The 25,452-nt window shown below is 68.6% G+C and carries 26 protein-coding genes and 1 tRNA gene; 17 read left to right on the forward strand and 10 right to left on the reverse strand.

The genetic code is table 11. The features are described from left to right. Positions 1–25: 25 nt before the first annotated feature. Complete coding sequence (locus tag EV655_RS14690) at positions 26–1,396, reverse strand: class II 3-deoxy-7-phosphoheptulonate synthase (protein WP_132546116.1); 1,371 nt, start codon at positions 1,394–1,396, stop codon at positions 26–28. Positions 1,397–1,635: 239 nt separating this feature from the next. Here EV655_RS14690 and EV655_RS14695 point away from each other — a divergent pair, with 239 nt between their 5' ends. The 9 genes from EV655_RS14695 to EV655_RS14735 all read left to right on the forward strand — a co-directional run bounded on the left by EV655_RS14695 (position 1,636) and on the right by EV655_RS14735 (position 9,505). Further along, positions 1,636–2,553 carry a GlxA family transcriptional regulator gene (locus EV655_RS14695; protein ID WP_132546197.1) on the forward strand — a complete coding sequence of 306 codons (918 nt, stop codon included), beginning with the start codon at positions 1,636–1,638 and terminating at the stop codon, positions 2,551–2,553. Positions 2,554–2,766: 213 nt separating this feature from the next. Continuing rightward, complete coding sequence (locus EV655_RS14700) at positions 2,767–3,312, forward strand: antibiotic biosynthesis monooxygenase family protein (RefSeq protein ID WP_132546117.1); 546 nt, start codon at positions 2,767–2,769, stop codon at positions 3,310–3,312. 86 nt (positions 3,313–3,398) lie between these two features. After that, positions 3,399–4,583, forward strand: coding sequence for an ABC transporter substrate-binding protein (locus EV655_RS14705; protein ID WP_132546118.1), 1,185 nt, complete (start codon positions 3,399–3,401; stop codon positions 4,581–4,583). A gap of 103 nt (positions 4,584–4,686) precedes the next feature. Then, the gene (locus EV655_RS14710; RefSeq protein WP_132546119.1) at positions 4,687–5,475 is read left to right on the forward strand and encodes an ABC transporter ATP-binding protein; all 789 of its coding nucleotides are present in this window, start codon (positions 4,687–4,689) and stop codon (positions 5,473–5,475) included. Between the two features lie 69 nt (positions 5,476–5,544). Further along, positions 5,545–6,255: an ABC transporter ATP-binding protein gene (locus EV655_RS14715; protein ID WP_132546120.1), complete on the forward strand. Its 711-nt coding sequence runs from the start codon at positions 5,545–5,547 to the stop codon at positions 6,253–6,255. A 28-nt stretch (positions 6,256–6,283) separates the two neighbouring features. Next, on the forward strand, positions 6,284–6,679 hold the full coding sequence (locus EV655_RS14720; RefSeq protein ID WP_132546121.1) for a hypothetical protein: 396 nt from the start codon (positions 6,284–6,286) through the stop codon (positions 6,677–6,679). 110 nt (positions 6,680–6,789) lie between these two features. After that, on the forward strand, positions 6,790–7,200 hold the full coding sequence (locus tag EV655_RS14725) for a hypothetical protein (protein ID WP_132546122.1): 411 nt from the start codon (positions 6,790–6,792) through the stop codon (positions 7,198–7,200). Continuing rightward, positions 7,200–8,210, forward strand: a complete 1,011-nt coding sequence (locus tag EV655_RS14730) for a branched-chain amino acid ABC transporter permease (protein WP_132546123.1) — start codon at positions 7,200–7,202, stop codon at positions 8,208–8,210. Before EV655_RS14725 ends, EV655_RS14730 begins: the two co-directional genes overlap by 1 nt. Before the next feature lie 11 nt (positions 8,211–8,221). Next, positions 8,222–9,505 (forward strand): branched-chain amino acid ABC transporter permease, encoded by a 1,284-nt coding sequence (locus tag EV655_RS14735; RefSeq protein ID WP_243645095.1) that lies wholly within the window; start codon positions 8,222–8,224, stop codon positions 9,503–9,505. Between the two features lie 12 nt (positions 9,506–9,517). Here EV655_RS14735 and EV655_RS14740 read toward each other — a convergent pair whose 3' ends face one another. Further along, positions 9,518–9,766 carry a hypothetical protein gene (locus EV655_RS14740; RefSeq protein ID WP_132546125.1) on the reverse strand — a complete coding sequence of 83 codons (249 nt, stop codon included), beginning with the start codon at positions 9,764–9,766 and terminating at the stop codon, positions 9,518–9,520. 116 nt (positions 9,767–9,882) lie between these two features. On the opposite strand from EV655_RS14740, the gene EV655_RS14745 reads away from it, so the two are divergent. After that, the gene (locus tag EV655_RS14745; RefSeq protein ID WP_132546126.1) at positions 9,883–10,482 is read left to right on the forward strand and encodes a nucleotidyltransferase family protein; all 600 of its coding nucleotides are present in this window, start codon (positions 9,883–9,885) and stop codon (positions 10,480–10,482) included. Positions 10,483–10,513: 31 nt separating this feature from the next. Here the strand turns inward: EV655_RS14745 and EV655_RS14750 are convergent, their stop codons facing one another. The 3 genes from EV655_RS14750 to ypfJ form a co-directional block, all read right to left on the reverse strand. Then, complete coding sequence (locus EV655_RS14750; protein WP_132546127.1) at positions 10,514–10,948, reverse strand: hypothetical protein; 435 nt, start codon at positions 10,946–10,948, stop codon at positions 10,514–10,516. A 699-nt stretch (positions 10,949–11,647) separates the two neighbouring features. Further along, positions 11,648–11,731, reverse strand: a tRNA-Leu gene (locus EV655_RS14755). Between the two features lie 48 nt (positions 11,732–11,779). Then, entirely contained in the window at positions 11,780–12,640 is an 861-nt protein-coding gene (ypfJ, locus tag EV655_RS14760; protein WP_132546128.1) for a KPN_02809 family neutral zinc metallopeptidase, read from the reverse strand. Positions 12,641–12,767: 127 nt separating this feature from the next. On the opposite strand from ypfJ, the gene EV655_RS14765 reads away from it, so the two are divergent. Next, the gene (locus EV655_RS14765) at positions 12,768–13,346 is read left to right on the forward strand and encodes a YqaA family protein (RefSeq protein WP_132546129.1); all 579 of its coding nucleotides are present in this window, start codon (positions 12,768–12,770) and stop codon (positions 13,344–13,346) included. 2 nt (positions 13,347–13,348) lie between these two features. Next, positions 13,349–13,819, forward strand: a complete 471-nt coding sequence (locus tag EV655_RS14770; protein WP_132546130.1) for a disulfide bond formation protein B — start codon at positions 13,349–13,351, stop codon at positions 13,817–13,819. A gap of 11 nt (positions 13,820–13,830) precedes the next feature. Here the strand turns inward: EV655_RS14770 and EV655_RS14775 are convergent, their stop codons facing one another. After that, positions 13,831–14,100, reverse strand: coding sequence for an usg protein (locus EV655_RS14775; protein WP_132546131.1), 270 nt, complete (start codon positions 14,098–14,100; stop codon positions 13,831–13,833). A gap of 193 nt (positions 14,101–14,293) precedes the next feature. On the opposite strand from EV655_RS14775, the gene gyrA reads away from it, so the two are divergent. The 4 genes from gyrA to gluQRS all read left to right on the forward strand — a co-directional run bounded on the left by gyrA (position 14,294) and on the right by gluQRS (position 19,976). Beyond that, positions 14,294–17,038, forward strand: a complete 2,745-nt coding sequence (gyrA, locus tag EV655_RS14780; protein ID WP_132546132.1) for a DNA gyrase subunit A — start codon at positions 14,294–14,296, stop codon at positions 17,036–17,038. Between the two features lie 175 nt (positions 17,039–17,213). Then, complete coding sequence (locus EV655_RS14785) at positions 17,214–17,756, forward strand: DoxX family membrane protein (protein WP_132546133.1); 543 nt, start codon at positions 17,214–17,216, stop codon at positions 17,754–17,756. Between the two features lie 41 nt (positions 17,757–17,797). Continuing rightward, positions 17,798–19,138: a methylenetetrahydrofolate--tRNA-(uracil(54)-C(5))-methyltransferase (FADH(2)-oxidizing) TrmFO gene (trmFO, locus tag EV655_RS14790; protein WP_132546134.1), complete on the forward strand. Its 1,341-nt coding sequence runs from the start codon at positions 17,798–17,800 to the stop codon at positions 19,136–19,138. Then, positions 19,131–19,976, forward strand: a complete 846-nt coding sequence (gluQRS, locus tag EV655_RS14795) for a tRNA glutamyl-Q(34) synthetase GluQRS (RefSeq protein WP_132546135.1) — start codon at positions 19,131–19,133, stop codon at positions 19,974–19,976. The genes trmFO and gluQRS overlap by 8 nt, the downstream gene beginning before the upstream one ends. A gap of 2 nt (positions 19,977–19,978) precedes the next feature. Here the strand turns inward: gluQRS and hisI are convergent, their stop codons facing one another. After that, positions 19,979–20,338: a phosphoribosyl-AMP cyclohydrolase gene (hisI, locus tag EV655_RS14800; protein ID WP_132546136.1), complete on the reverse strand. Its 360-nt coding sequence runs from the start codon at positions 20,336–20,338 to the stop codon at positions 19,979–19,981. Between the two features lie 66 nt (positions 20,339–20,404). Between hisI and EV655_RS14805 the strand changes: the two genes are divergently transcribed. After that, on the forward strand, positions 20,405–20,857 hold the full coding sequence (locus EV655_RS14805; protein ID WP_132546137.1) for an iron-sulfur cluster assembly scaffold protein: 453 nt from the start codon (positions 20,405–20,407) through the stop codon (positions 20,855–20,857). A 130-nt stretch (positions 20,858–20,987) separates the two neighbouring features. Here EV655_RS14805 and EV655_RS19030 read toward each other — a convergent pair whose 3' ends face one another. From EV655_RS19030 to ligA, 3 genes are all read right to left on the reverse strand, one after another. Beyond that, entirely contained in the window at positions 20,988–21,110 is a 123-nt protein-coding gene (locus tag EV655_RS19030) for a hypothetical protein (protein WP_279389343.1), read from the reverse strand. Between the two features lie 108 nt (positions 21,111–21,218). Further along, complete coding sequence (gene recG, locus EV655_RS14810; protein ID WP_132546138.1) at positions 21,219–23,309, reverse strand: ATP-dependent DNA helicase RecG; 2,091 nt, start codon at positions 23,307–23,309, stop codon at positions 21,219–21,221. Further along, complete coding sequence (gene ligA, locus EV655_RS14815) at positions 23,306–25,432, reverse strand: NAD-dependent DNA ligase LigA (protein WP_132546139.1); 2,127 nt, start codon at positions 25,430–25,432, stop codon at positions 23,306–23,308. The genes recG and ligA overlap by 4 nt, the downstream gene beginning before the upstream one ends. Positions 25,433–25,452 lie beyond the last annotated feature (20 nt).

Consider the following 25,452-nt stretch of genomic DNA (forward strand, 5'->3'; position numbering starts at 1 on the left):
CCTTTTCAGTGTCGTCTTGACAGGCTCAGAGCGCCGCGGCCGCCGCGCCCTCGCCGTTGCGGTTCGCCAGTTCCTCGGCCACGAGGAACGCCAGTTCCAGCGCCTGGGACGCGTTCAGCCGCGGATCGCAGGCGGTATGATAGCGCGAGGACAGGTCCTCGTCGGTCACCGCGCGCACGCCGCCGGTACATTCGGTCACGTCCTTGCCGGTCATCTCGACATGCACGCCGCCCGGGATGGTGCCTTCCGCCTTGTGGACGGCAAAGAATTCCTGCACCTCGCGCAGCACCGACTCGAAGGGCCGCGTCTTGAACCCGGTGGCCGACTTGATCGTGTTGCCGTGCATCGGATCGCAGGTCCACACGACCTCGGCGCCCATGTCGCGCACGATCCGGATCAGCCGCGGCAGGTGGTCGCCCACCGTGCCCGCGCCGAACCGCGCGATCAGGGTCAGCCGCCCCGGCACGTTCTTCGGGTTCAGCGTCTCGATCAGCGTCCTGAGGTCGCTCTCGGTGATCGAGGGACCGCATTTCAGCCCGATCGGATTCAGCACGCCGCGGCAGTATTCGACATGCGCGCCATCCACCTGCCGCGTCCGGTCACCGATCCACAGCATGTGGCCCGACCCCGCCACCCAGTTGCCCGAGGTCGAATCGACCCGGCACAGCGCCTCTTCGTATTCCAGCAGCAACGCCTCGTGCGAGGTGAAGAAATCCACCACCGACAGCGAACTCATCGTGTCGCCATTCACCCCCGCCGCGGTCATGAAGGCCAGCGTGTCCGAGATCCGGTTGGCCATGTCGCGGTATTTCTCGGCCTCGTCGCGGTCGGTGAAGCCCAGCGTCCAGGCATGCACCCGGTGGATATCGGCAAAGCCGCCCTTGGAAAACGCGCGCAACAGGTTCAGCGAGGCCGCGGCCTGGGTATAGGCCTGCAGCATCCGGGTCGGATCGGGAAGGCGCGCTTCCGTCGTCGGTTCGAACCCGTTGATGATGTCGCCGCGATAGCTGGGCAGTTCGATCCCCCCCACCATCTCGGTCGGGGCCGAGCGCGGCTTGGCGAACTGGCCGGCCATCCGGCCGACCTTGATCACCGGCAGCTTGGCGCCCCAGGTCAGCACCACCGCCATCTGCAGCAGCACCTTGAACGTGTCGCGGATCGTGTCGGCGGAGAATTCCGAAAAGCTCTCGGCACAGTCGCCGCCCTGCAGCAGGAACGCCTCGCCCCGCGCCGCCTGGCCCAGCTTGGCCGTCAGGTTGCGCGCCTCGCCCGCAAAGACCAGCGGCGGATACTTTGCCAGTTGCGCCTCGGCGGCGTCCAGCGCCGCCTGATCCGGATAGTCGGGCATCTGCACCCGGGGACGGGACCGCCAGTCGGATTTCTGCCAGGTCGTCATTGTTCTCGCTCCGCAGGTCTTCGGCATTCCGAGGCGCCTTATAGGGGCAGGCGCCCGCCCCCGCCACCACCAATTCCCCTGTCGCGGTCTTGATCCCCCGCGGCAAACCTGTTTTCGCTGGGACGTCAGGCGCGGAGGAACAGGTGGCGGCACGGGCCCGGGACAGCGACCTTGTCGAGGTGGCGGCCGATGGCCGCCGCACGACGGACCTTGTGTTCGTCCTGCTCGACCGCTTCACGATGATGAGCTTCGCCGGTGCGATCGAACCCTTTCGCATCGCCAACCGGATGTCGGGCAAGACGCTCTACCGCTGGCGCCTGGCCGGCGAAGGCGGCGAATGGGCGACCTGCTCGAACGGCGCGCGCATCGCGCTCGACATGGATCTGGACGCGCTGGGCCGCGACGAAACCGTCCTGGTCTGCGGCGGGATCGACGTGCAGCAGGCGACCACCCGGCGGCTGGTCGGCTGGCTGCGGCGCGAGGCGCGCAAGGGCGGCACCATCGCCGGGCTGTGCACCGCGGCGCATGCGCTGGCGCGCGCGGGGTTGCTGGACGGACGCCGCGCGACGATCCACTGGGAAAACCAGGACAGTTTCGCCGAGGATTTCCCCGAGATCGAGCTGACCCGGTCGGTCTTCGTGATCGACGGCAACCGGATGACGACGGCGGGCGGCACCGCGTCGATCGACCTCGCGCTGACGATGATCGCCGCGGCCCATGGCGAGGACCTGGCCAATGCCGTGGCCGACCAGCTGATCTATTCCTCGATCCGCACCGACCAGGACACCCAGCGGCTGTCGATCCCGACCCGGATCGGGGTGCGCCATCCCAAGCTGTCCCAGGTGATCCAGGTGATGGAAAAGAACCTCGAGGACCCGATCTCGCCCGCGACGCTGGCAAGCGACGCGGGCATGTCGACACGCCAGCTGGAACGGCTGTTCCGCCGCTACCTGAACCGCAGCCCCAAGCGGTACTACATGGAACTGAGGCTGGCCAAGGCGCGCAACCTGCTGATGCAGACCGACATGAGCGTGATCAACGTGGCGCTGGCCTGCGGCTTCGCCTCGCCCAGCCATTTCTCGAAATGCTACCGGGCGCATTACCGCACGACGCCCTATCGCGAACGGGGCAGCCGGGGCGGACGCGCCGAGACCTGAACACCGTCCCCGGCTTCTTCTTGGCCCAAATACTCCCGCCGGAGGCAGCCGCGCGCATCGCGCGCGGCCCGGCCCGACGCCGGACAAACGGGGCGCAAGCCCCGTGCGGGCCGGGGCGGGAGCGTCCGGCCGGACGCCGATAGCCCTTGCCTTGCCCTGCCCGCTCCGGTCACTCTGGGCGGACCCGGCTTGCGGGAACGAGCCCCTGACCAGATGCATTGCCTGTTCTTCGACGTCCGCCCGAAACCCGGCCACATGGTCCAGTATTTCGCGCATGTGGACCGGCTGAAACCCGTCCTCGCGCGGCACCGGGGGCTGTTGTATCTCGAACGCTTCCGCCCGCTCGACGCGCCGGACGCGCTGTTGTCGCACCAGCTCTGGCAGGACGAGGCCGCGATCCTGGCCTGGCGGCGCGACATGACCCACCGGGCCAGCCAATGGGCGGGGCGGCGCATCCATTTCGAGGCGTACCGCATCCGCGTCGGCCCGCAGGAACTGTGCCTGCCCGGGCCGGGCACGCTGCCCGCGGAACCCGGGCGCTGGCTGATCGCGGCCTATGGCACGGCCCCCTCCCGCATCGGCCGCGCCTTCGAAAGCGTCACCCGGCCCGGCCGCTTCGTTACCCTGACCGAGGCCGGCGACGGGGCCGAGGCCACGGAGCGCGCCGCCGCGATGGCCGCCGACGGCGCCGAGACGGTGCGCGTGTTCCGTATCGCGCGCGACTACACGATGACCGACCGGGCCGAGGCGCCAGAATAGGTGCGCCCTCTGCCCGCCCTTCCCTTTTGCCGCGCCCCCGCTTAGTCTGGCGGGCGGTTTTCGTACCAACACGGGAGTTGCAACACATGAAGAAGCTGCTGATGGCCTCCGCCGCGCTGGGCCTGATGGCCGGCGCCGGTTCTGCCGAAGAGGTCAAGGTTGGCGTGCTTGCCGCCTTCACCGGCCCGCTGGAATCCCTCGCCCCGCCGATCGCCTCGGGCCACGAGCTTGCGCTGAAGGAGGCCAGCGACTCTGGTCTTTTCCTCGGGGGCAGCACGATCACCGCGATCCGCGGCGATTCCACCTGCGTCGATGCCGCCGCCGCGACCGCCGCGGCCGAACGGCTGGTGACGTCCGACCGGGTGGCGGGTCTGCTCGGCCCGATGTGCTCGGGCGCGACAGGCGCGGTGGTGACGAATGTCGCGGTGCCGAACGGTATCGTCGCGATCTCGGCCTCGGCGACCTCGCCGGCGCTGTCCTCGATCGAGGATAACGGCCTGTTCTTCCGCACCGCGCCCTCCGATGCCCGCCAGGGCGAGGTGATGGCCGACATCATCCTGGAAAAGGGGATCGACACGGTCGCGGTCAGCTATACCAACAACGACTACGGCAAGGGGCTGGCCGACAGCTTTGCCGCGGCCTTTGCGGCCAAGGGCGGCACGGTCACGCTGAACGCCGCGCATGAAGACGGCAAGGCGGACTACTCGGCCGAGGTGGGCGCGCTGGCGTCTGCGGGCGGCGATGCGCTGGTCGTGGTGGGCTATGTCGACCAGGGCGGTTCGGGCGTGGTGCAGGCCGCGCTGGATACCGGCGCCTTCGACACCTTCGTGTTCCCCGACGGCATGGTGGGCGACGCGCTGGTGGGAAATTTCGGGTCCTCGATCGACGGCTCGTTCGGCCAGAACCCGGCCTCGGCGGGCGAGGGCCGCGACATGTTCACCGCGATGGCCCAGGCGGCGGGCTTCGACGGAACCTCGGCCTTCTCGGCCGAAGCCTATGATGCGGGCGCGCTGATGGTGCTGGCGATGCAGGCGGCGGGTTCGGCCGATCCGAACGTCTACAAGGACAAGCTGATGGAGATCGCCAACGCCCCAGGCGAGCCGATCCTGCCCGGTGAACTGGCCAAGGCGCTGGAAATCCTCGCCGCGGGCGGCGATGTGGACTATGTGGGCGCCTCGGCGATCGAGCTGATCGGACCGGGCGAAAGCTCGGGCTCGTACCGCGAGGTCGCCTTCGAGAACGGCGAGTTGAAGGTCGTTGGCTACCGCTGAGGGCGGCGGGCGACGATCCTGACCGAAAGAACAGGCGGCCCGGGGGTTTTCCGGGCCGTTCCTTTAGGCTAATCACGCGCGCCATGGCGCGGGGGACCGACACGTGATCCGGGTAGAGAACCTTCACAAGCATTTCGGCGGCTTCCACGCGGTCGACGGGGCCTCGATCGAGATCGCCACGGGCTCGATCACCGGGCTGATCGGGCCGAACGGCGCGGGCAAGTCGACGCTGTTCAACGTGATCGCGGGGGTGCTCCCGCCGACGAGCGGTCGCGTGACCATGGATGGCGAGGACATCACCGGCCTGCCGCCGCACGACCTGTTCCACAAGGGGCTGTTGCGCACCTTCCAGATCGCGCATGAATTCAGCTCGATGACGGTGCGCGAGAACCTGATGATGGTGCCCGCGGGCCAGTCGGGCGAGACGCTGTGGAACGCCTGGTTCGGGCGCGGCCGCGTGGCGGAGGAAGAAAAGGCGCTGGCACGGAAGGCCGACGATGTGCTGGACTTCCTGACCATCGACCACCTGACCAATGAGAAGGCGGGGAACCTGTCCGGCGGGCAGAAGAAACTGCTGGAGCTTGGCCGCACGATGATGGTGGATGCCAAGGTCGTGTTCCTCGACGAGGTGGGCGCGGGCGTGAACCGGACGCTTCTGAACACGATCGGCGATGCCATCGTGCGTCTGAACCGCGAACGCGGCTACACCTTTTGCGTGATCGAGCACGACATGGATTTCATCGGCCGGCTGTGCGATCCGGTGATCGTGATGGCCGAGGGCAAGGTGCTGGCCCAGGGCCGCGCCGACCAGATCATGCAGAACGAGGCGGTGATCGAGGCCTATCTGGGCACCGGGCTGAAGAACAAGCTGAAGGCGGAAGGCACGGCCTGAGCGGCGTTGCGCGGGCGGAAAGGGCGGATTTGAGTATTTTTGCCAAGAAGAAGGACGGGGCACGCGCGGATGGCTGAACCTTTCCTGATCGGCGACCGGATGACCGGCGGCTATGGCGGTGCGGATATCCTGCATGGCTGCACGGTGGCGGTCGACAAGGGCGAGATCGCGGTGATCGTGGGCCCGAACGGGGCGGGCAAGTCGACCGCGATGAAGGCGGTGTTCGGGATGCTGGACATCCAATCGGGCGCGGTGCGGCTGAACGGCGAGGACATCACCCGCCTGACGCCGCAGGCGCGCGTGGCCAAGGGCATGGCCTTCGTGCCGCAGACCAGCAACATCTTCACCTCGATGAGCGTCGAGGAAAACCTGGAAATGGGCGCGTTCCTGCGCCGCGACGACATCTCGGGCACCATCGAGGAGGTCTATCACCTGTTCCCGATCCTCAAGGAAAAGCGACGGCAGGCGGCGGGCGAACTGTCGGGCGGGCAGCGCCAGCAGGTGGCCGTGGGACGCGCGCTGATGACCCGACCGACCGTGCTGATGCTGGACGAGCCGACCGCGGGTGTCAGCCCGATCGTGATGGACGAGCTGTTCGACCGGATCATCGAGGTCGCGCGCACCGGCATTTCCATCCTGATGGTGGAACAGAACGCCCGCCAGGCGCTGGAGATCGCGGACAAGGGCTATGTGCTGGTGCAGGGGCGCAACGCCTATACAGACACCGGCCGTGCGCTGCTGGCCGACGCGGAGGTGCGGCGCACCTTTCTGGGGGGCTGAGATGGCAAAACCGTTTTCAATCATCGGATTGGCGGTATTTCTTGCAGCACCTGCCGCGGCCGCGCCGCTGGCGCTGGACTGCACCGCCCAGCGGGCCTGCGTCGCCGATCTGGATGCGGCCTGCGAGACGATCGGGATCATCTATGCGCTGGATGTCGGCGCCGACGAGGGCGACAAGGTCGTGCTGACCACCGGCGAGGGTGAACGGTTCTACGAATTCCGCCGCCTCGCAGGGGCCGAGGGCGTGCTGCTGCAGGCCGCGGGCGGGGCACTTGAGCCGGGCCAGGGCGCCGGCGCGATGACCGTGTTCGACGACCTGCGCTTTGTTCTGAGCCGGCACAACCGGATCGCGCTGAGCGAGGAGGATGACGACCTGCGCGCGGTGTCGATCTCGATCCACGGCACCTGCGCGGCGCGCCAATGATGACGGGGGGCCGCTTGACCGCTGCAATGGCCGAAAAACCGGCTAGGATCGATCCGGAACCGCGCGATCTGCGGCCGGCCAAGCCCGGCGTCCCTTCATGGAGAAAAGCCATGTCCCCTTGCCGTTCCTTCGCCCTTGCGGCGGCCCTTGTCGCGCTGGCGCCCCCCCTGCCCGCGCCCGCCCAGCAGGCGACCGAGGCCACCGACAACGACTTTGCCCTTGCCTGCGCCTTCGTCCGGGAATGCCATGAGACCGAGCCTTGCGCCGAGGCCGATTTCGCGCTTGAGGTGACGGGCCGCGTGGGCGGGCTTGGTGCGGGCGTGGTTCTGGCGCGCGCGACGCTGTCCTCGGTCGCGGGCGATATCGACGCCTTCGGCACGCTGGGCAACGGCACGTTGTTCCTGCAGGGCGGGAATGGCGGCGGCCGGGCCTATCTCGTCGTCACCGACGGTGCCGCGCGCTATACCCGGCACATGGCCCAGGGGCCCGTCTCGGTTACATATCACGGAACCTGCGAGTAATGGATCTGCTGAACGCCCTTGTTGCCTTTGCCAACTTCGTGCTGATCCCGGCAACCGCCTATGGCGCGCAGCTTGCGCTGGGCGCGCTGGGGGTCACGCTGATCTATGGCATCCTGCGCTTTTCGAACTTCGCCCATGGCGACACGATGGCCTTTGGCACCATGGTGACGATCCTCGTCACCTGGTGGCTGCAGTCGATGGGCGTGACGCTGGGCCCGCTGCCGACCGCGCTGCTGGCGCTGCCCGCGGGGATCGCCGCGACCGCGGCGCTGCTGCTGGCGACCGACCGGATGGTCTATCGCTTCTACCGCCAGCAGCGGGCGAAGCCGGTGATCCTGGTGATCGTGTCGATGGGGGTGATGTTCATCCTGAACGGGCTGGTGCGGTTCATCATCGGGCCGGACGACCAGCGTTTTGCCGATGGCGAGCGGTTCATCGTCTCGGCGGGCACGTTCAGGCAGATGACCGGGCTGGCCGAGGGGCTGGCGATCCGCACCACGCAAGGCATCACCATCGTCACCGCGCTGATCGTGGTGGCGGCGCTGTTCTGGTTCCTGACCTACACCCGCACCGGCAAGTCGATGCGCGCCTTTTCCGACAACGAGGACCTGGCCCTGCTGTCGGGCATCAACCCCGAACGCGTGGTCGCGATCACCTGGGTGATCGTTGCGGTGCTGGCGACCGTGGCCGGCGTGCTCTACGGGCTGGACAAGACCTTCAAGCCCTTCACCTATTTCCAGCTTCTGCTGCCGATCTTCGCCGCGGCCATCGTCGGCGGCCTCGGCAGCCCGCTCGGCGCCATCGCGGGCGGCTTCCTGATCGCGTTCTCCGAGGTGACGGTCACCTATGCCTGGAAGAAGGTGCTGACCTATCTCGCGCCCGAGGGCCTGGAACCCGAGGGGCTGGTCCAGCTTCTGTCGACCGACTACAAGTTCGCGGTCAGCTTCGTGATCCTCGTGATCGTCCTTCTGTTCCGCCCGACGGGGCTTTTCCGGGGGAAATCGGTATGACGCGCCGGGACATGGCCCTTTTCGCCCTCGTGGCGCTCCTGATCCTCGGCACCGGGTTCGTGCAAAGCTGGAACTCGGCGCTGTTCATCCTGAACTACGGGCTCATCTCGGCGATCATGGCGCTGGGGGTGAACATGCAATGGGGCTATGCGGGCCTGTTCAACGTGGGCGTGATGGGCTTCGTGGCGCTGGGCGGGCTGGGCGCGGTGCTGGTGTCGATGCCGCCCGTGGGCGAGGCCTGGGCGGCGGGCGGGCTGCGGATGGTGGGGGCACTGGCGCTGGGGCTTGGCGTGATCATCGGCGCGATCGTGCTGTGGCGGCGGGCCCCGGCCGGACGCTGGCGCGGGCTTGCGATGGTGGGCTGGCTGGTGGCGGGCTTCTTCGCCTTCCGCGCGGTCTTCGATCCCGCGGTGCAGGCGATCGAGGCGGTGAACCCGGCCGCGACCGGCTATCTGGGCGGGCTCGGGCTGCCCGTGCTGCTGGGCTGGCCGGTGGGCGCGGTGCTTGCCGCGGGCGCGGCCTGGGTGATCGGCAAGACCGCGCTGGGGCTGAGGTCGGACTATCTCGCCATCGCGACGCTCGGGATCGCCGAGATCGTGATCGCGGTCCTCAAGAACGAGGACTGGCTGAGCCGCGGCGTCAAGAACGTGATCGGCGTGCCCCGCCCCGTCCCCTACGAGGTGGACCTGCAGGCCGATCCCGGTTTCGTGGCGCAGGCCGAGGCGCTCGGGCTCGACGCAGTTACGGCCTCGACGCTGGTCGTCAAGCTGGCCTATACCGGCCTCTTCGCGGTCGTCCTGATCGCGCTGATCTGGCTCTCGCAAAAGGCGCTGAACTCGCCCTGGGGGCGGATGATGCGCGCGATCCGCGACAACGAGGTGGCGGCCGAGGCGATGGGCAAGGACGTCAAGGCGCGGCATCTGCAGGTGTTCATCCTCGGGTCCGCGATCTGCGGCCTCGCGGGCGCCATGATGGTGACCTATGACAGCCAGTTGACGCCGTCCTCCTATCAACCGCTGCGCTTTACCTTCCTGGTCTGGGTGATGGTGATCGTGGGCGGGTCGGGAAACAACTGGGGCGCGGTGCTGGGCGGCTTCCTGATCTGGTTCCTCTGGGTGCAGGTCGAACCGCTGGGCGCATTCCTGATGCAGCTTCTGACCTCGGGCATGGCCGAGGAATCGGGCCTGCGCGCCCACCTGATGGAGAGCGTCGCGCATATGCGGCTGCTGACGATGGGGGTGATCCTGCTGCTGGTGTTGCGGTTCAGCCCGCGGGGGCTGATCCCGGAACGCTAGCGCGGCGCCGGATCACCCGTCGCAGGCGCATCCGGGTGGCTTTCGGCAATTGTAGGCGCGGCTGATGCAACTGTCTCCGCAGGCCTTGCCCTTTCGGCAAACCTTGCAGCAATAGGCGGGAACGATCCGCTCCTGGCTCAGCCGCTGCAGCCAGTCCGCAACGCCGCGCGGCGCCACCTGCGCCTTATCGACCGCGAGTGCCGGACCACCGCTCACCGCAAGGGCGAGCGCGGCGACCTTCAGTGATATATAGCGGGCCATCCCCCATTCTCTCCGGTTGCCCGTCGAGCGTTAACCAAGATTAACCGAATCTTCCGGAATTGCCACCCGGCGGTGCTGCGTTTGCGTCTTTGTCACGCCCGGCCTAGTCTGGAACCATGGGCAAGGTGCTGATCCTCGTGCCCGCGGCCGGGACGTCCTCCCGGATGGGCGGGCGCGACAAGCTTCTGGAACCGGTCGAGGGCGAGGCGCTGCTGCGCCGCCAATTGCGCGCGGCGTTGGCCACCCACGCGCCGGTCCTGGTGACCCTGCCCCGGCACGCTGGCGGACCCCGCGCCGAGATGCTCGAGGGGCTGCAAGGCTTTCGCGCCACCTATGTCGACGGGGCCGAGGGCATGGCCGCGTCCCTGCGCGCCGGGGCGCAGGCGGCGCGCGCGGCGGGGGCCGCGGGGCTGATGGTGCTGCTGCCCGACATGCCCGAGATCGTCACGGCCGACATCGCGCTGATGCTGCGCCAGTTCGACGAGGCGCCCGACACCGCGCTGCGCGCCACCGCCGAGACCGGCGAGGCGGGCCACCCTGTGATCTTTCCCGCGCGCTGCTTCGACGCGCTGGTGGCGGTCACGGGCGACACCGGGGGGCGCGCTGTTCTAGCCGGCGAAACCGTGCGCGCCTGCCCCCTGCCCGGCCGCCGCGCGGTGACCGATCTCGACACGCCCGAGGACTGGGCGGGCTGGCGTGCCCGGACCGGATACTAGCCTGGCGCGGCGCGCAAACGCCCAGATCGGCTTAAGCCAATGCCCCCGAGACCCGCATCCGGCGCGCATAAAGATAGAACAGCACCGCCATCCCCGCCGCGCCCGCGATCATCGTCACCCCGAAAAGGCCCGATACGGCCGCCAGCGGCGGCGTCGCGAAAAGGATCAGCCACCCCGCGCAGCCGATCATGGCCAGTGCCGCCATCCCCAGCACCCAGGGCGCGCTTCCGAGCCGCAGGAACAGCATCACCGCGCCCGCAAGCCCGCCCCAGACCGCCATCGCCCAGGCCCCGTCCACCGCCGCAGGCAGCGCGGTGAAATAGTCGGCCTGGCTCTGGGTGAAGATCTGCAGATAGGGCGCGACGCCATACTGGGTCAGCATGTAGTCGGTGCAGCCCGCAAGGTTCCAGAGGATCGCGAGGATCGCCACCGGCATCAGGTGCCAGGTTTCCGTCTCGTCGGTCATCTTCGCCCCCGTCCGGCCCCTTTGGCCACCCGGCCAAACTGCCTGCAAGCCGGGGCGGCTGTCCAGCCGGTGCGACATCATGGGCACGGCCCCGCACCCGGCGGCTGGCCGGGGCGCAAATGCCGCCCCGGCCAGCCCCCAGCCCGGTCCACCGCAGGGACCCCCATCCCCTCGCTTCAAACCGGCCGGAGCGCCGCGTCTTCACCCACCCCGGTCCCCGCGGCAATACACGGGTCCAGACGTGGCACGGCGCCCCGGCCTTTTCCTGCGGCCACCCCCATGGCCCGCAGCCGATCGCCCCCCCTCAGCAAGGCCCGTTCAGGGTATGCCGAACCCCGGCCCCGCCAAAGCGGAATTCGGCGGAAAGAGGGCCGAAGAAAGACGAAAACACGTTTCGGAGCAGGGAGTTGCAGCGTTGGTCCCCTGACATTGTTGCCGCTGGCGAAACGATCCGGGGGACCATCGTCGCCAAGGCGAGAACGATCCGCGCCGGCCCCGGGGGACCGGTCACAGCTTCTGGGCGAACCGGGGCATGATTGTCGCCGGATACCACCGCGGCGCCCTGCCGGTCGCTCGCCCGATCCGCCAGCCCTGCCACGACACGGGTCGGAACCGGTTTCCCGCCAACCGGCCGATTGGCCCCGGCGTGGAAACCGCATCCGACGAATCAGTACCATCCGTATCAATCGGAAAGAGGGGTGGTGCCCGAGGCGAGAGTCGAACTCGCACGCCTTGCGGCGGAGGATTTTGAATCCCCTGCGTCTACCATTCCGCCACTCGGGCCACGCGCTTCGATTAGCGCGCGCCTGCGCCGCGGTCAATCCGGCAGGCTTACAGCCGATCGGCCCCGAACGTGTCGCAGGCGCCCGGTTCGCCGCTGTCATAGCCGCGGGTGAACCAGCGCTGGCGCTGGGCGGAACTGCCATGGGTAAAGCTGTCGGGCATGGGCACCCGCCCCGCGGCGCGTTGCAGCGTGTCGTCGCCGATCCGTTCGGCGGCGTTGACCGCCTCGGCGATGTCGCCGGGTTCCAGGCTGCGGAACCGCGCCTCGGCATGCGCCGCCCAGACGCCCGCGAGGCAATCGGCCTGAAGCTCGATCCGGATCGACATCTCGTTCGCGTCCGCCTCTGCCATCCGGGCACGCGCCGCATTGGCCTGCCCGAGAATACCCATCTCGTTCTGGACATGGTGCGCGACCTCGTGGGCCACGACATAGGCGGCGGCGAAATCGCCCCCGGCCCCCATCTGCCGCGCGAGCGTCGCGAAGAATGCCGTGTCCAGGTAGATCTTGCGGTCGAGCGGGCAGTAGAACGGACCGGTCGCCCCCGAGGCCCCGCCGCAGGGCGACCCGGTCACGCCCTTGTACAACACCAGAACCGGCGGCTCGTAGCGCGCGCCCAGCTTGTCGGCGAACAGCGTGGCCCAGACCTCCTCGGTATCGGCCAGCGTCACCGAAACGAACTCGCCCGCCAGCTTGTCCGCCTCGGTCAGCTCGGCCGGGCCCATGGCCGCCCGCCCCTGCGGATCAAGTTGCCCCTGCACCAGGGGCGTCACGTCGACACCCAGGAACCAGCCGATCAGCACGATTGCCACAAGCCCCAGACCGCCGATCCCGCCGACCTGCATCGCACCGCCGCGCTGCCCGCGACGGTCCTCGATGTTGCGGCTGCCGCGCCGCCCCTGCCACCGCATCGCCTTGCCTCCCCCCGACCTTTCCCCAAGCTTACCGGCAGCGCGCGCCTGCGCACAGCCCCTTCGTCTTGACGCCGGGACGTGGCCGTGGCTTGTGGAGCCCGACCGAACCAAGGGCCGACGACCCATGCTCCGCCGCCTCTATGACTGGACCCTGTCGCTGGCCGAAAGCCCGCACGCGCTGCGTGCGCTGTTCGTCGTGGCCTTCGTCGAAAGCTCGGTCTTCCCGATCCCGCCGGACGTGCTGATGATCCCGATGATCCTGGCCCGCCCCTCGCGGGCCTGGGTGATCGCCGGGGTGGCGCTGGTGGGGTCGGTGCTGGGCGGTCTGGCGGGCTATGTGATCGGCTGGGGCTTTTTCGAAAGCGTCGGCCGCCCGGTGCTGGAGTTCTACGGCAAGGACGCCTATTTCGACGCCTTCTCGGACAGCTACAACGACTATGGCGCCTGGGCCGTGCTGATCGCGGGCATCACGCCTTTCCCCTACAAGGTCATCACCATCCTGTCGGGGCTGACGGGGCTGAATCTCGGGGTGTTCATGGTGGCCAGCGTGATCGCGCGGGGTATCCGTTTCTTCGTGCTGGCCGCCCTGTTGTGGAAGTTCGGAGCGCCGATCCGCGCCTTCATCGAGCGCTATCTGGGGCTGTTGTTCACGTTGTTCGTGGTGTTGCTGATCGGCGGATTCTACGCGGTGAGGTTCCTGTGAGGATGACGCGCAACAGGGCGATCTTTCTGGCGGCGGCCGGCTCGCTGGGGGTGCTGTTCGCAGGCTACTGGTTCCAGTATGTCGTCGGACTTGCGCCCTGCAAGCTGTGCCTGTGGCAGCGCTGGCCGCACCTGATCGCGACGCTGCTGGGGATGGGGGCGATCGCCGTGGGCGGGCGGATGCTGCCGCTGGCGGGCGCGGTGACGATGGCGGTGTCGGCCGGGCTGGGCGCCTATCACACCGGGGTCGAGCGGAAATGGTGGCCCGGGCCGTCGTCCTGTTCGGGCGATGTCGCGGGCTTTCGCGGGATGACGCCCGAACAGATGCTCGACCCGACGCTGGTTCAGCCGGTCGTGCTGTGCGACCAGGTGCAATGGGCCATGTTCGGCCTGTCGATGGCCAGCTACAACGTGCTGATCTCGCTGGGTTTCGCGGTGTTCTGGCTGTGGGGTCTCGCGCTCAGCCGGGGCTGAGCGCGGGGGTCTCAGTGCAGGGTGAATTCGCCCACCACATTGGTCCATTCGCCGGGTGAGATCATCTTGCGATGGGTGAACCGCACCGAATGCAGCGGACCCTCGATCGTTTCCTGCCAGAACTCGATAAACCTGAACAGCCGGGGGTGATCGGGGGCGATGTCATAGTCCTGCCAGACGAACGTGTTCAGCACGTTGCGGTAGTCGGGCATCCGGTAGAAGAATTCGGCCGTCGTCAGGCCATAGCCTTTCAGCATCAATTCGGTCTCGGATTGCGGCACGGGTGAACCTCCTGATCGCGTTAATGAATCAATGATGCCGGATTGCTGTTTATTTTCAATGAAAACAGTATGTTGGCACTCATGTGAGAGCGCTGCCAAAGTGCGGGCGCGTCGGCCGTTGCACCCAACATGAAGGTTCTGATAGAGTGCAGCCAACAAGATGTAGAGCAGCCGAAAAAGGCCGGGCCCAAACGTGAACGACACGCCGGAAACCCCCGATAACGAAGACGAAAACGGCTCTGGTGGCGCCCCCCGGCGCCCCGCCTATGACGGGCCGACGGTCGCGATCGAGCAGGAGATGCAGACCTCCTATCTCGACTACGCGATGAGCGTGATCGTCTCGCGCGCGATCCCGGATCTGCGCGATGGCCTGAAGCCCGTGCACCGCAGAATCCTTTATGCGATGCACGAGACCGGCAACACCCACGACAAGCCCTACCGCAAGTCCGCCCGCCCCGTGGGCGACGTGATGGGGAAATACCACCCCCACGGCGACAGCGCGATCTACGACGCGCTGGTGCGGATGGCGCAGGATTTCTCGATGTCGCTGCCCCTGCTGGACGGCCAGGGCAATTTCGGCTCGATGGACGGCGATAACGCCGCGGCCATGCGCTATACCGAGGTCCGCATGGACAAGCCCGCCGGGGCGCTGCTGGCCGACATCGACAAGGACACGGTCGATTTCCAGGACAATTACGACGGCAAGGACCAGGAACCCACCGTCCTGCCTGCACGCTTTCCCAACATGCTGGTCAACGGCGCGGGCGGCATCGCGGTCGGCATGGCCACCAACATCCCGCCGCACAATCTGGGCGAGGTGGTGGATGCCACGCTGGCGCTGATCGAGAATCCCGACCTCTCGACCGAACAGCTGATGGACTACATCCCCGCCCCCGATTTCCCCACCGGGGCGCTGATCCTTGGCCGGTCCGGCGCGCGCAAGGCCTATCTGGAGGGGCGCGGCAGCGTCATCATCCGCGCCAAGACCCGGATCGAGGAGATCCGCAAGGACCGCTTCGCCATCGTCGTGGACGAGATCCCCTATCAGGTGAACAAGGCCACGATGATCGAGCGGATCGCCGAGGCCGCCCGCGACAAGCGGATCGAGGGCATCGCGCATGTCCAGGACGAATCCGACCGGGTCGGCGTGCGCGTGGTGATCGAACTCAAGCGCGACGCGACGCCCGACGTGGTGCTGAACCAGTTGTTCCGGTTCACACCCATGCAGACCTCGTTCGGCTGCAACATGCTGGCCTTGAACGGCGGCCGGCCCGAGACTCTGACGCTCAGGCAATTCCTGAGCGCCTTCATAGGCTTCCGAGAGGAAGTTGTAGCGCGGCGCACGGCCTATGAACTGAACAAGGCGCGCGAGCGCAGCCATATCCTGTGCGGTCTGGCGGTCGCCGTGTCGAACGTGGACGAGGTGGTGGCGACGATCCGCGCCTCGAGCGATGCCGCCGAGGCGCGCATGCGGCTGATGGAGCGGCGCTGGCCCGCCGCGGATATCGCCGGCTATATCCGGCTGATCGACGATCCGACCCACAAGATGAACGAGGACGGAACCTATTACCTGTCCGAAACGCAAGCCCGCGCGATCCTCGACCTGCGCCTCCAGCGCCTCACGCAGCTGGGCGTCAAGGAGGTTACCGACGAACTTGAAGAACTGGCCGCAAGGATCAAGGATTACCTCGATATTCTCCGCTCGCGCGACCGGATCATGGAGATCATCTCCAACGAACTGAAAGAGGTCCGCGCCCAGTTCGCCGTCCCCCGCCGCACCGAGATCGCCGACTGGTCCGGCGACATGGAGGACGAGGACCTGATCGAGCGCGAGGACATGGTGGTGACCGTCACCCAGTCCGGCTGGATCAAGCGCACGCCGCTGGCAGAGTTCCGCGCGCAGCGCCGCGGCGGAAAGGGGCTGTCGGGGATGCAGACCAAGGAAGAGGACGTGGTGACCACCCTCTTCGTGGCCAATACCCACACGCCGCTCTTGTTCTTCACCACCGACGGGATGGTCTACAAGCTGAAATGCTGGCGCCTGCCCCAGGGCGGCCGCACCTCCAAGGGCAAGGCGATCGTCAACATCCTGCCCATTGCGACGGGCGTGTCGGTCGCCGCGATCATGCCCGTCGACCGGCCCGAGACGGAATGGGAAGAGCTGCAGATCGTCTTTGCCACCACCGAGGGCGATGTCCGGCGCAACCAGTTGTCGGACTTCACCAACGTGATGCGCAATGGCAAGATCGCGATGAAGCTGCCCGAGGGCGTGGCGCTGGTGAACGCCCGCATCGCGACCGAGGATGACGACGTGATGCTGGTCACCGCGGGCGGCCGGGCGATCCGCTTCCCCACGACCGACGTCCGCGTGTTCAAGGGCCGCGACTCGACCGGCGTGCGGGGCATCCGGCTGGGCACGGGCGACCGGGTCGTCTCGATGGCCGTGATCCGGCATTTCGAGGCCACGCCCGAGGAACGAACCGCCTTCCTCAAGCAGCGCCGCCTGATGGCCGGTGTCACCGAGGAGGACGAGAGCGACGAGGACGAAGAGGCCGTCGCCGGCGGCCAGCTCTCTCCCGAGCGCTATGCCGAAATGTCGGCGGCCGAGGACCTGATCCTGACGATCACCAAGCGGGGCACCGGCAAGCTGTCATCGTCCCACGACTATCCCGTCCGCGGCCGCGGCGGCCAGGGCGTGCAGGCGATCGACAAGGGGCTGCGGGGCGGGCCGCTGGTCGCCTGCTTCCCGGTCGAGATCGACGATCACGTGATGCTGGTCACCTCGACCGGCCAGTCCATCCGCTGCCCGGTCGAGGGAATCTCGTTCCGCTCGCGCAGCGCAGGCGGCGTGCGGGTGTTCAACACCGGTGCGGGCGAAGAGGTCGTCTCGGTCGCCTGGATCGCCGATCAGGGCGAAGAGGCGGACGCGGGCGACTGAGGAGCGCCCGCGGTTAAGCCTCTTTTCACCATGCCGTCAAAAAGACACGGCTTGCGGCGCTCTCGGGCCGTTTTTGCGGTGCGCGGTCAGGATTTCGTCAAGAAGTCGCCGGAATGCTCTGCTCAGATTTGAAGCGAGCGAACACCGACCTGCCACCGAAGGGATTTCCGCATCCATGACCGGCAAATCGCCCCTCGTGCAGGCGACCTCGTGTCGTGCGCTGTCCACGGCGCGGATGCTGGTCGCCTCGTATTTCATTGCCCACGCGACCGGGATCATCGTCATGCCCGAAGGCGTCGATTTCGTGCCCCGGGCCGAAACCGCGACGGTCGCTTCCTGGGCCGCGATCACCGTCGTTTGGCTGACCGGCGTGGCGCTGTTCGTCGGCCGGATCGTGCGGCCGGCGGCGTTGACGCTCGGGATCTATACGGTGTGCTCGGCGCTTTTCTCCCATGCGGGGCTGTTCTTCCTGCCGATGGCGCGCCAGACCCTTTGGGTCGAGCTTGCGATGGTCGGCACGCTGGTCATGATCGCGCTCGGCGACAAGGCCGGAACCTGTGCGGCACCGCGCCGGCGCGGCGCCACCGGGTTCGATGCCGAGGACGAGTTGTCCCGCACCCGGCTGGAACTGGCTGCCACCCGCGCCGCGCTGGCCGAGATCCAGGCCAGCGACAAGGTGATCTCCTACGCGCCGGGCACGATCCGCCGGTCGGCCTGAGCCCCCTTTCCTTCCGCCGTCCCGGCCGCTAGATCGGGGCCATGGCAGACCTCCTTCACATCATCGGCGGCGGCATGGCGGGCTCCGAGGCCGCCTGGCAGGCCGCGCAAGCGGGCATCGACGTGGTGATCCACGAGATGCGCCCCGGCACCGGCACCTTTGCCCACCAGACCGACCGCCTGGCCGAGATGGTCTGCTCGAACTCGTTCCGCTCGGACGATGACGAGCAGAACGCGGTCGGCCTGCTGCACTGGGAGATGCGCGCGGCGGGGGGGCTGATCATGGCGATGGCCGATTCCCATCGCCTGCCCGCGGGGGGCGCGCTGGCGGTCGACCGCGAAGCCTTTGCCCTGGCGGTGACCGAGCGGCTGCTTGCGCACCCGAGGATCGCGCTGGAACGATCTGAAATCACGTCTCTTCCCGCCGCTGGTCACTGGATCATCGCGACCGGCCCGCTGACCTCGGACGCGCTGGGTCAGGCGATCCGGGCCGAGACGGGCACGCAGGCGCTGGCCTTCTTCGACGCGATCGCGCCCATCGTCCATGCCGACAGCGTGGACCTGTCCAAGGCGTGGTTCCAGTCGCGCTACGACAAGGGCGAGACCGAGGCCGAGCGCACCGCCTATCTCAACTGCCCGATGGACCGCGCCCAGTACGAGGCTTTCATCGACGCGCTTCTTGCCGCCGACAAGACCGAGTTCCACGAAGGTGAAACCGCCGGGTATTTCGACGGTTGCCTGCCGATCGAGGTGATGGCCGAACGCGGCCGCGAGACGCCGCGCCACGGGCCGATGAAGCCGGTGGGCCTGACCAATCCGCACGCGCCCGACGTCAAGCCCCACGCCGTGGTGCAGTTGCGCCGCGACAACGCGCTGGGCACGCTCTACAACATCGTGGGCTTCCAGACCAAGATGAAGTACGGCGCACAAGTCGATGTCTTTCGGATGATTCCAGGGCTTGAGGGTGCCCGGTTCGCGCGTCTTGGCGGCATCCACCGCAACACCTTCCTGAACTCTCCGACACTGCTCGATTGCGAACTGCGGCTGAAACCGAAACCCCATATCCGTTTTGCCGGCCAGATCACCGGGGTCGAGGGCTATGTCGAATCCGCGGCGATGGGCCTGCTGGCGGGCCGGCTGGCCGCCGCCGAACTGACGGGCCGGGCGCTGCCCCCGGTGCCGCCGACCACCGCCACCGGCGCGCTGGTCGCCCATATCACCGGCGGTGCCGAGGCGAAGACGTTCCAGCCGATGAACGTCAATTTCGGGCTGTTTCCGCCGGTCGATGGGCTCAAGGCCGGGCGCCGCGGCCGCCGCGACCGCTACAAGGCCTATACCGACCGCGCCAAGGCGGACTGGCACGCCTGGCTCGGCCATGGCTGAGGCGCGCACCCGGTTCGCGCCCTCGCCCACCGGGCCCCTGCACCTTGGCCACGCCTTCTCCGCGCTGACGGCGTTCGAGAGGGCGCGGGCGGCCGGTGGCCGGATGCTGCTGAGGATCGAGGACATCGACACCGCCCGCTGCAAACCCGCGTGGGAGGCGCAGATCTTCGAGGATCTCGCCTGGCTCGGAATCGACTGGCCGCGCCCGGTGCTGCGCCAGTCCACACGCCTGCCGGCCTATGCCGCGGCGCTCGGCCGGCTGGCGGCGATGGGGCTGACCTATCCCTGCCGCTGCCGCCGGGCCGACATCCGCGCGGCCCTTTCGGCCCCGCACGCGCCGGTTCTGGGCCCCGACGGGCCGGTCTATCCCGGCACATGCCGCGGCCGCCCGATGGCCGAGGCGGGCCCCGATGACGCGATCCGGCTGGACATGCGCGCGGCGCTGGCCCGCCTTGGCCCCCTGCCCGCCTTCACCGATACCGGCCCGGCCCACGCGGGCCGCCACGACCTTCGGGCCGAGACGCTGGTCGACACCGTGGGCGACGTGGTTCTGGCGCGGCGCGACATCGGCACCTCCTATCACCTGGCCGTGGTGGTCGACGACGCGTTCCAGCACATCACCGAGGTCGTGCGCGGCGAGGACCTGTTTCCCGCAACCCCGATTCACGTTCTGCTTCAGGCGCTTCTGGGCCTTCCCTCACCCGCCTACCACCACCATCGGCTGATCGCCGACGACACCGGCAAGCGGCTGGCCAAACGCGACGACGCGCGCGCCATCGCCACCTGGCGCGCAGAGGGCGCGACCCCCGCCGACATCCGCCGGCTGGTCGGGCTTTGACCTCAGCCGGCCACGGGCGCCATGATCTCCACTTCCTCGCCCCCGCGGATCGCGGTGTAGAAGCAGCTGCGCCGGTTGGTGTGGCAGGCCGGGCCCTCTTGCTCGACGATGACCAGCAGGCAATCGCGGTCGCAATCGACGCGCATCTCGATCAGCCGCTGGACATGGCCCGAGCTTTCGCCCTTGACCCAGAACGCCTGGCGCGAGCGCGACCAGTAGGTGACGCGGCCCGTCTCCAGCGTGCGGGCCACGGCCTCGGCGTTCATCCAGGCCAGCATCAGCACCGCGCCGGCTTCGTCCTGGGCAATGGCGGGGATCAGCCCGGCCGCGTCATAGCGCAGCGATGCGGGATCGAAGGACATCGGCAACTCCTTTGAAAACGGACGCGCCGGGGTTATTTATGCGACACGCGGACAGAAGGGAACGCCATGACCGCCGACACCGATCTCGTCAAGCTCTACTCCCAGCGCATCCTCGCGCTGGCGGCCGACATTCCGCATCTGGGCCGGCTCGATGCGCCGATGGCCAGCGCGCGCAAGCGCTCGCCGCTCTGCGGCTCGACCGTCAGCGTGGACCTGGATGTTGCGGACGGGCGGATCACGCGGTTCGGTCAGGACGTCAAGGCCTGCGCCCTGGGCCAGGCGGCGGCGGCCGTGGTGGGCGCGGCGATCGTCGGCCGCACCCGGGCCGAGGTCGAACGCGCCCGCGACCAGCTCAAGGCCATGCTCAAGGAGAACGGCCCGCCGCCCGAGGCGCCGTTCGACGGGCTCGAGGTGCTGGCGCCCGCGCGCGACTACAAGAACCGCCACGCCTCGATCCTGCTGGCGCTGGAGGCGACGCTGGAAGCCTTCGACGCCGCCGAAGCCGCCGCCTGCGCCTGACAAAAAAACCGCCGCGCTCCGGTGGACGGAGGCGGCGGCAGGGGTGCGGTCCGTGCGTCAGGTCAGGAAGAGGCAGGTTCCCAAACCCCCTGGGGAGGGGCGCAGGCACAGACAGCGGGCAGTGAAATCCTCAGAACAGCGCGGGCAGGTGAAGGCCTGCGAACAGCGTGACCATGAGGGCGGCGGCCCCCAGCGCGTCCTGCCAGAGCGTGCGGCGGCACCGGGACATGGCGTTGGCGAGGTCTGTGATCATGGGTCGTCCTCCTGCTGTGTCGCGTTGTTGCCTCTTTGTTCTCACGGTTCGTTCAAATTGTAAAGAACTTTTTAAGAACATAAGTGAACATCCGAGGATAAAGCGCCCTCAACCGACCTTTATGAGTCGAATCGCCCGGTCCTGTTCCATCAGCCAGAGCAGCACGCGGGCGGCCTGGCCGCGCCCGCTCTCCAGCCCCGGATCGTCGGCCAAGAGCTTGCGCGCATCGCTTTGCGCCAGCGCCATCAGCGCCGATTGCCGTTCCAGATCCGCGATGCGGAACCGCGGCAGGCCGGATTGCGCGGTGCCGATCAGATCGCCCGCGCCGCGCATCGCCAGATCCTCTTCGGCGATGCGGAACCCGTCCTCGGTTTCGCGCAGGATCTCCAGCCGCCGCCGCCCGGCCTCGGTCAGCGGCGGCTGATACATCAGCAGGCAGGTCGAGGCCGCCGCGCCCCGTCCGACCCGGCCGCGCAACTGGTGAAGCTGCGCCAGCCCGAATCCTTCGGCGCGCTCGATCACCATGATCGAGGCATTGGGCACGTCGACGCCGACCTCGATCACCGTGGTCGCGACCAGCACCGCCGTTTCGCCCGCCTGGAAACGGGCCATCGCCGCGTCCTTGTCGGGGGCGGGCATCTGGCCGTGGACCAGCCCCACGCGGCCCTCCCCCAGCGCGGCGCGCAGCCGCGTGAACCGGTCCTCGGCGGCGGTCAGGTCCACGGCCTCGGATTCCTCGACCAGCGGGCAGACCCAGTAGGCCTGCCGCCCCTCGGCGATGGCGCGGCGCAGGTGGTCCACCACCTCGTCGATCCGCCCGGCCGAGATCAGCGCGGTCTTGACCGGCGTGCGGCCCGGCGGTTTCTCGTCCAGCACCGACACGTCCATGTCGCCATAGCTGGCCAGCGCCAGGCTGCGCGGGATCGGCGTCGCGGTCATCACCAGCACGTCCGCCCCCTGCCCCTTGGCGGCCAGTTCCATCCGCTGGGTCACGCCGAAGCGGTGCTGTTCGTCGACGATGGCCAGGCGCAGGTCTTGGAACTCCACGTCCTTCTGGAACAGCGCATGCGTACCGACGAGGATCTGGATGTCGCCCGCAGCCAGTGCGGCGAGTTTCGCCCTCCGCTCGGTGCCCTTGTCGCGGCCGGTCAGGATCTCCAGCACCACGCCGGCCGCCTCGGCCAGCGGGCGCAGGTTGGCCAGGTGCTGGCGGGCGAGGATCTCGGTGGGCGCCATCATCACGCCCTGCCCGCCCGCCTCGACCGCGACCAGCAGCGCCATCAGCGCGACCAGCGTCTTGCCCGCGCCGACATCGCCCTGCAACAGCCGGGTCATCCGCGTGGGCTGGCCCATGTCGGCGGCGATCTCGTCGATGGCGCGGGTCTGGGCGGCCGTCGGCGCATAGGGCAGCGCGGCCAGCACGCGCGCCCTCAGCCGCCCGTCGCCAAGGCTTGCCCGCCCCTTGCCCCGCCGCACCGAGGCCCGCGCCAGCGCCAGCGTCAACTGGTGCGCGAAGAGCTCGTCATAGGCCAGCCGTTGCCGCGCGGGCGAGGTGGCCGCAAGCTCGCGCGGACCGAGCGGCGCATGCGCCGTCCGCAGCGCCGCGGCCCAGACGGGCCAGCCTTCGCGGGCGCGCAGCGCGGGGTCGATCCATTCGGGAAGGTCGGGCAGCCGGTCGAGCGCGGCCTGAACCGCGCGGGTCATCTGCCGGAGGCTGACGCCCCCGGTCAGCGGATAGACCGGCTCGAAATCGGGGATCGCCTCGGCCTGGTCGGGGGGCAGCATGTGGTCGGGATGGGCGATCTGGATCATGCCGTCGAAATGCTCGACCTTGCCCGAGATCACCCGCCGCGCGCCCTCGGGCAGGATCCGGCGCAGCGCCTCGCCGCGGGCGTGGAAGAAGACCAGCGTGAAGGCGGTTTCGGCATCCTGCACCTGCACCCGCCAGGGCCGGCCCCGGCTGCGCGGCGGTTCGTGGCGCAGCACCTCGATCTCGACCGTCGCCACCTCGCCCGGGGGCACCTGGCGAAGGGAGGCCCGCCGCCGCCGATCCACCCCCGAATGGGGCAGCGTGAAGATCAGATCGCGCGGCTTCTCAATGTCGAGTTGCGCCAGCAGCTTGGCGGTCTTGGGGCCGACGCCCTCAAGCCCCGTCAGCTCCCCGAACAGCGGGAACAGGATGTCGGGCCGCCCGCTCATGCGGTCCCGATGAGGGTCAGCCACGCCTCCTCGTCGATGGTCTCGATGCCAAGCTCGGCCGCCTGTTTCGCCTTGGACCCTGCCCCCGGCCCCGCGACGACCAGATCGGTCTTCCTGGACACCGACCCCGCCACCTTGGCCCCCAGCGCCTCGGCCCGGGCCTTGGCCTCGGCCCGGGTCATCTTCTCCAGCGTGCCGGTGAAGACCACGGTCTTGCCCGCGACGGGGCTGTCGACCTGCCCGCGGGGCTGGACGGGCTCGATCGTCAGATGCGCCACCAGCCGGTCGATCGAGGCGCGCTCGGCGGGCTGGTGGAAGGCGGTCACTAGGCTTTCGGCCAGCACCCGGCCGACCCCGTCGATGGACAGCAGATGCGCCCACTCCGCCCCCTCGCCCACGGTGGCGTTGGTCATCGCGGACTCGAAGGCTTGCCACGTCAGGTAGTTGCGGGCCAGAAGGTCGGCGTTCACCTCGCCCACATGGCGGATCCCCAGCGCGAAGATCAGCCGGTTCAGCGGGATCGTGCGGCGCGCGTCGATGGCGGCAAACAGGTTCGCGGCGGATTTCTCGCCCCAGCCCTCGCGGTTTCTCAGCTTGCTGAGGTTCCGCGCGTCACGGTCTTGCAGCGTGAAGATGTCTGCGGGTTCGCGGATCGGCAGGGTCTCGTCGCGGTAGAACATCTCGACCTGTTTCGCGCCCAGCCCCTCGATGTCGAAGGCGCCGCGGCTGACGAAATGCTTCAGCCGTTCGACAGCTTGCGCAGGGCAGATCAGGCCGCCGGTGCAGCGGCGGACGGAATCGCCCTCGTCCCGGATCGCGTCCGAGCCACATTCCGGGCAGGTCGTGGGAAAGGCATAGGGCAGGGCGCCCTCGGGCCGCTTCGACAGGTCGACATCGGCCACCTTGGGGATCACGTCGCCTGCGCGATAGACCTGCACCCAGTCGCCTTCGCGGATGTCCTTGCCGTCGCGGATCGGATCGCCCTTGGCATCGCGCCCGGCGATGTAATCCTCGTTGTGCAGCGTCGCGTTCGAGACGACGACGCCGCCGACCGTCACGGGATGCAGCCGCGCCACCGGCGACAGCGCCCCGGTGCGGCCCACCTGGATCTCGATCTTCTCCAGCCGCGTCCAGGCCAGTTCCGCGGGAAACTTGTGCGCGATGGCCCAGCGGGGCGTGGTGGACCGGAACCCCAGTCGCTCTTGCAGGGTCAGGTCGTCGACCTTGTAGACCACGCCGTCGATGTCGTAGCCAAGCGTCGCGCGGCGCTGTTCGATGGCGGTGTAATGCGCCATCAGCGCGTCGGGACCGTCGCACAGCGCCGTCAGCGGGTTGACCGGAAAGCCGAACCCCGCCAGCCGGTCGATCGCGCCCTTCTGGGTGTCAGCCAGCGGCGCGCTGAGCGCGCCCCAGCCATAGGCAAAGAAGTTCAGCGGGCGGGACGCGGTGATCGCCGGGTCAAGCTGGCGCAGCGATCCTGCGGCGGCGTTGCGGGGGTTGGCGAAGGTCTTTTGCCCGGCCGCGGCCTGGCGGGCGTTCAGCGCCTCGAAATCGGCGTGGGACATGTAGACCTCGCCGCGCACCTCGAGGATCTCGGGCGCGCCGTCGATCCGGTCGGGGATGTCGGCCAGGGTGCGGGCATTGGCGGTGACGTTCTCGCCGGTCTCGCCATCGCCGCGGGTCGCGGCCTGCACGAGGCGCCCGCCCTCGTAGCGCAGCGACAGCGACAGCCCGTCGATCTTGGGCTCGGCGGTGTAGACGAGCGGCGCGTCGGGGGCGAGGCCCAGGTATCGGCGGATGCGGGCGTCGAACTCGGCGATCTCTTCGGGCGCGAAGGCATTCGCGAGCGAGAGCATCCGCCGTTCGTGCCGGACCTTTGCGAATCCCTCGGCGGGCGCGGCACCCACGCGGTCGGAAGGGCTGTCGGGCCGCTTCAGCGCCGGGAATCGCGCCTCGATCGCGGCATTGCGCCGCTTGAGCGCGTCATAGGTTGCGTCGGAGATCTCCGGCGCGTCCTTCAGGTGATAGGCGTCGTCGGCCCGCGCGATCTCTTGCGCAAGACGGAACAGCTCCGCCCGCGCCGCCGCTTCGGTCAAATGCTCGACAGGTGTCTCGGCCGTCATACGCTTTCCCGCGGCTCCCC

This window comes from Rhodovulum euryhalinum, from assembly GCF_004342445.1.
Lineage (GTDB): Bacteria > Pseudomonadota > Alphaproteobacteria > Rhodobacterales > Rhodobacteraceae > Rhodovulum > Rhodovulum euryhalinum.